Origin of the sequence: Pseudomonas sp. RL_105y_Pfl2_101, assembly GCF_963970585.1 — a bacterium.
Classification (GTDB): domain Bacteria; phylum Pseudomonadota; class Gammaproteobacteria; order Pseudomonadales; family Pseudomonadaceae; genus Aquipseudomonas.
This window is the reverse complement of record NZ_CAXAPG010000073.1, coordinates 1-6,014: the sequence shown is the minus strand read 5'-3', so window position 1 is coordinate 6,014 and position 6,014 is coordinate 1. Positions and strand designations below refer to the sequence as shown.

General features: G+C 65.1%; 1 protein-coding gene. It reads right to left on the bottom strand.

Annotation, left to right across the window (positions count from 1 at the left end; all coding sequences use genetic code 11):
- The coding region (locus tag AACY31_RS28125) for an amino acid adenylation domain-containing protein (RefSeq protein WP_339505560.1) at positions 1 to 6,014 on the bottom strand (6,014 nt) is incomplete at both ends.

The following is a 6,014-nucleotide window of genomic DNA, read 5'->3' as shown; positions in this document are numbered from 1 at the left end:
TGCGAATCGGCCGGCCAATGGGGATCGACTGGTGCCGGTAGGTCTCAAGGTCACTGTCGGCGGTGTACCAGGCAACCACGTCGCTGCACTCGGTCGGCCCGTAGCTGTTGATCACCGTTGGCCGTGGTTGGGCGAGTTTTTCCAGCATGGCGCCCTGGATCGGCTCGCCCCCCAGCACCACGCGTTTCAGGCAGGCAAGGCCTTGCTGATGGTCGGCGTCCACCAGCGCGTGGAAGGCGCTGGGGGACATATTGAGGTGGCTGATCCCGGCCTCGGCGACCTGGGCGACGATGGCGCCGGGGTTGAAGGGTTCGGCGGCCAGGTGCAGCGTGGCCCCGACCATCAGCGGCGCGAGGATGTTCTTCTGGGTCAGGTCGAAGTTGTAGGAGGACGCCAGCAGCACCGCGTCGCCGGCGTCGAAGGCCAGGTCCTCGAGGTACCAGTCCAGCAAGTTGCGCAGGCCGCGATGTTCGACCATCACGCCTTTGGGCAAGCCAGTGGAGCCGGAGGTGTAGATCACGTAGGCCAGGTGGGCCGGCGTCAGGCCGGTGACCTGCGGGGTATGCTCCGGCTCGTCTTGCCACGGGCCGGCGTCCAGGTCGATCAATGGCACCTGGACCTGCGACAAGAGCCCGCGGGTCGCAGCCTGGGCCAGCACCGCAGCCGGCTCGCTGTCGGCCAGCATGTAGGCAATCCGCTCGGCAGGATAAGCCGGATCCAAGGGCACGTAACCACCGCCCGCCTTGAGAATCGCCAGCAGCCCAATCACCATCTCGGCGCTGCGCTGGACACAGATCGCCACGCGCGAGTCCGGTTGTACGCCCTGCTTGCGCAGGTAATGAGCCAACTGGTTGGCGCGCGCATCCAGCTGCCGATAGCTCAACGCGTGCTCGCCATGCAGGACGGCCACGCTGTCTGGCGTGCGTTGGGTCTGGGCTTCGAACAGCCCGAGAACGGTCTGCTCCTGGGGCTCATCGACACCACCGGTATTGAACTCGGCCAACAGTTCCAGGCGCTCGCTCGGCGGCAGGATCGAGAGTTGGTGCAACGGCGCCTCTGGCGTCTGCTCAAGCATCCGGACCAGGCCTTCCAGCGCCTGCCGTACATACCCGCACAGCCGCTGGGCACCGATGCGCGCCGGGGTCATGACGGTGAAGCTGAACCCCTCGCCCTGGTCATCCACCGACAACGTCAGCGGGTAGTTGGTCCGCTCTTCACCGCCCAGCACCTGGATACCGTCCCAAGCCGACAAGGCGTCGGCGGAAGCGGCGGCGCCGGTGTGGCGATAGTTGAGCAAGGCACTGAACAACGGCGTCGGCGCCTCCACACCGCTGCAACGTTGCGCCAGCACCAGCGAGGCATGCTCATGGCCGAGCAAGGCGGTCAGGCGGGCATGGGTCGCTTTCACCCCGGCACGGACACCGGTTTGCCCCAAATTCACCCGCAACGGCAGCGTATTGATGAACATCCCCAGTGCCCGATCGGCCCCCTCGCCACCCTGCATCCGTCCCACCAACACGGTGCCAAACACCACGTCGTCGCGACCCGACACCGTGCCCAAGACCTGGGCCCAGACCAGGTGATACAGGCTTGCCGCGCTCACCCCGAGCTGACGGGCCTGGACCCGCAGCCGACGGCTGAGGTCGGCCTCGACATCCTGGCGCACTTCTTCAATGCCGCTGCCGTCGCCTTGTACATCCTGCAAATCGAACGGCAACGTCGGCTCGTCGACATCACCGAGCATGTCGCAGAAAAACCGTTCATGGGCTTCGCGGCCCACGCCCAACCGCGCCTGGGCCACGTAGTTGCGGTACGGCACCGATGCTGGCAGGTGTTGTGCCTGGCCGAGCATATGCGCCTCGATTTCCGCGGACAGCACGGCCAGCGACGTGGCGTCGTCCACCAGGTGATGGAACAACAGCATGCCCACCCAGCGCTGGTTGGCCGGATCTTGCGCATAAGCGACCCGCATCAGCGGCGCCTGGCGAATGTCCAGGCGATAGTGCCGAGGGTCGAAACGCTGATGCAGCTGCACGGCAACCTCCCCGGCTGCTGGATCCAGCTCAACCGCCTCGACCACCAGCCGCACCTCGCGCCAAACCACCTGCATGGGCTCGGCCAGGCCTTCCCAGAGCACGCCGGTGCGCAGGATATCGTGCCGGCAGATGACCGCTTGCAGCGCTTGGGTGAAATGGTCCACGTGGGCGAAGCTGTCGAACGCAAACATCACGTATTGCAGGTAGGGATCGCCCTGAGCCGCGGCGATGTGGTGATACAGGATCCCCTCCTGCAACGGCGCCAGGGCGTAGATGTCCTGCACATTGCCCACGCCACCCGGCACCGTGGCCACGATCCGGTCGATGGCGTCCTGGTCCAGATCAGCCAGGGGCAACATGTCCGGGGTGATCCGCGTGCAACCGTCCGGGATGGCGTTGCCCGGTACCGCAACTTCCGTGTGCCCGCCCACCGCGGCAGCCAAGGCCGCCAGCGTCGGCTGGCCGAACAACACGCGAACGTCCGCCGCCAGGTCGATCTGGCGCATGCGCTCGATCAACTTCACCGCCAGCAACGAATGGCCGCCCAGCTCGAAGAAGTTGTCGTAACGGCCGATCCGCTCAAGGTCCAGCAGGTCTTGCCAGATCGCGGCGATGACCGCCTCGGTCTCGCCTAGCGGCGCTTCGTATTCGCGGGCCGCCACCGCTGACTGATCCGGCACCGGCAAGGCCTTGCGGTCGAGCTTGCCGTTGGTGGTCAACGGGAACGCCTCGAGGACCACGAACGCACTCGGTACCATGTAGTCCGCCAGCGACGCCAACAATTGTGTACGCAGCTCAGCGGCTGACGGTCGGGCGCCGTCTGCGGCAATCACATAGCCCACCAGGCGCTTGTCGCCCGGCGCGTCTTCACGGGCAATCACCAGCGCCTCGCTGATACCCTCGCAGGCCGTCAAGGTCGCTTCGATCTCACCCAGCTCGATACGGAAGCCGCGGATCTTCACCTGATCGTCGTTGCGGCCCAGGTACTCGATGCTGCCGTCCGCCAGCCAACGGCCGAGGTCGCCGGTCCGGTACAGGCGCGCCCCTTCACAGCCGCTAAAGGTGTCGTCGATAAAGCGTTCCTGGGTCAACTCGGGCCGGTTCAGGTAACCCCGTGCCACGCCCGCCCCGCCCACGTACATCTCACCCACCACGCCCACCGGCACCGGCTCGCGCCGGGCGTCGAGCACATAAAGTTGCAGGTCGGGAATGCGCTTGCCAATCGGGCTGACGCCAGTCAACTGCGCGTCGGCCGCTTCGAGTGGACGATACGTCACATGCACCGTCGTTTCGGTAATGCCGTACATGTTCACCAACTGCGTCCCAGCGTTGCCTACACGGGCATACCAGGGCTTGAGCATCCCGGTTTCCAGCGCTTCACCGCCAAAGATCACCTGGCGCAGGCTGTGCCGCAGGTCGCTCTCCCCCTGGGCCACGATCAGTTGCCGGAAAGCGCTTGGCGTCTGGTTCAGCACGGTCACACCGGCCTCGCACAGCAGCGCGTAGCAGTCTTGCGGCGAACGACTGACCAGTTGCGGCACCACCAGCAAGCGGCTGCCATGGATCAATGCGCCCCAGAGTTCCCAAACCGAGAAATCGAAAGCGAAGGAATGGAACAGCGCCCAGACGTCTTGCTGGCCGAACTCGAACCAGGGCTGGGTCGCCGAGAACAGACGCGCGACGTTGCGGTGTTCGACCATCACGCCCTTGGGCAACCCGGTGGAACCGGAGGTGTAGATCACATACGCCAACTGCGACGACGTCAGGCCCGGTACGTGCGGGTTAGCGGTGGACTGGCTGCGCAACGCCGGGCTATCGAGCTCGATCACCCGTACGGACTCTTCGGCCAGCAGCGCCTGGGTGGCGGCATGCACCACGATCGCCACGGGGGAACTGTCATCCAGCATATAGGCGATGCGTTCTGCCGGGGAAGCCGGATCCAGCGGTACGTAGCCGGCGCCCGACTTCAAGATGCCCAACAAGCCGACGATCATGTCCAGGCCGCGTTCGACACAGATCGCGACCCGGTCATCCGGGCAAATGCCCAGCGACAGTAGGCGATGGGCGACTTGGTTGGCTTGGGCATTGAGTTCGCCGTAGGTCAGTGTCTGATGCTCGAACAGCACCGCCACCGTGTCGGGTTGCGTTGCGACCTGGGCCTCGAACTGGCGATGGATCAACGCGTCATGGGCATACGTCGCTTCTGGCGAATTCCAGGTTCCCAGCAGTTGCTGGCGTTCGGCCGCCGGCAACACCGCGAGGTTGCGCACCGGCGTTTGCGGCGCGTGCTCCAGCGTGTCGACCAGGCTCTGCAGGGCCACCTGCATATAGTCACAGATGCGTTGCGCACCAATCCGGGACTCGACCTGCGCCGTCAGGCTGAAGCCTTCGCCCAGGTCATCGACGTTTAGCGTCAACGGATAGTTGGTGCGCTCCTCGCTGGACAACATTTGCATGCCGCTCCAGGCCGACATGACCTCATCGGTCACCTGCAGCGAACTGTGGCGCAAGTTCAGCAGCGCACTGAACAGCGGCGCTGGCGAGGCCACGCCACTGCAGCGTTGGGCCAAAGCCAGGGAAGCATGCTCATGCCCCAGCAACCCGGTCAGGCGCGCATGCGTCGTCTTCACCGCATCACGCACACTTTGCCCATCCACGGGCACGCAGATCGGCAAGGTATTGATGAACATCCCCAGGGCTCGGTCGGCCCCATCGCCGCTTTGCATCCGGCCCAACAGGACCGTGCCAAACACCACGTTCTCCTGGCCCGACGCCACGGCCAGGACCTGGGCCCAGGCCAGATGGACCAGGCTGGCGGCACTCACGCCAAGTTGCCGGGCTTGAGTCCGCAGGCGCAGGCTCAGGGCGTCATCGACAAACGTCTTCACTTCTTCGATGCCGTGCCCGTCACCCTGGACCTGGGCCAGGCCGAATGGCAGCGTCGGCGCGTCGATATCGCCGAGCATCTCGCGGAAAAACGTTTCGTGCTCCCGTTCGCTCGTGCCCAGGCGAGCCTGGGCCACGTAGTTGCGGTAAGGCATCGCTTCGCCCAACTGCTCATCCTGGCCCAACAAGTGCAGTTGCATTTCATGCTGCATCACGTCCAGGGCCGTGTGGTCCAGCGCCATGTGATGGAACAACAGGATCGCCACCCAGCGATCCTGGGCCTCGTCCCGCGCATAGGCCAGGTGTAACAAGGGTGCCTGGCCCAAGTCCAGGCGATAGTGGCGTGCATCGAAACGGTTGGCCAGTTGCGTGGCAATGTCTCCCGCCGTGGTGTCGGGAGTGATGCATTGCGGTTCCAGCACCACCTGGCGCCAGACCACTTGCACCGGCTCATCCAGCCCTTCCCAGACCACACTGGTGCGCAAGATATCGTGGCGATCGATCACCACTTGCAGCGCCCCGATGAACGCGTCGAGGCGTTCACGGTTGTCGAAGGCAAACTGTGACTGCAACACGTAGGGGTCGCCTTGTTCGGCGGCCAAGTGGTGATAAAGGATGCCTTCCTGCAACGGCGCCAGCGGGTAGATGTCCTGCACGTTGCGCGCCCCACCCGGCACGGTGGCGACGAGTCGGTCGATGGCGTCCTGGGACAGCTCGACCAATGGCAACAGTTCGGGGGTGATGCGTTCGCAACCCAGGGGAATCAGGTTCGCCGGAACACTGACTTCCCTGCCGCTGCCAATCGCCGCGGCCAGTGCCGCCAGGGTCGGTTGGCTGAACAGCACGCGCACGTCGGCGCTCAAGCCGGCCTGGCGCATGCGTTCGATCAGCGTCACCGCCAGCAGCGAATGCCCACCCAGTTCGAAGAAATTGTCGTGGCGACCGACCCGCTCCACTTTCAGCAACTCGGCCCACAGGTCGGCCAAGACCTGTTCGATCTCGCCTTGCGGTGCCTCGTAGGCCTGGCTGGCGTACGCCTCGGCATCCGGTGCCGGCAGGGCCTTGCGGTCCACCTTGCCGTTGAGGGTCAAC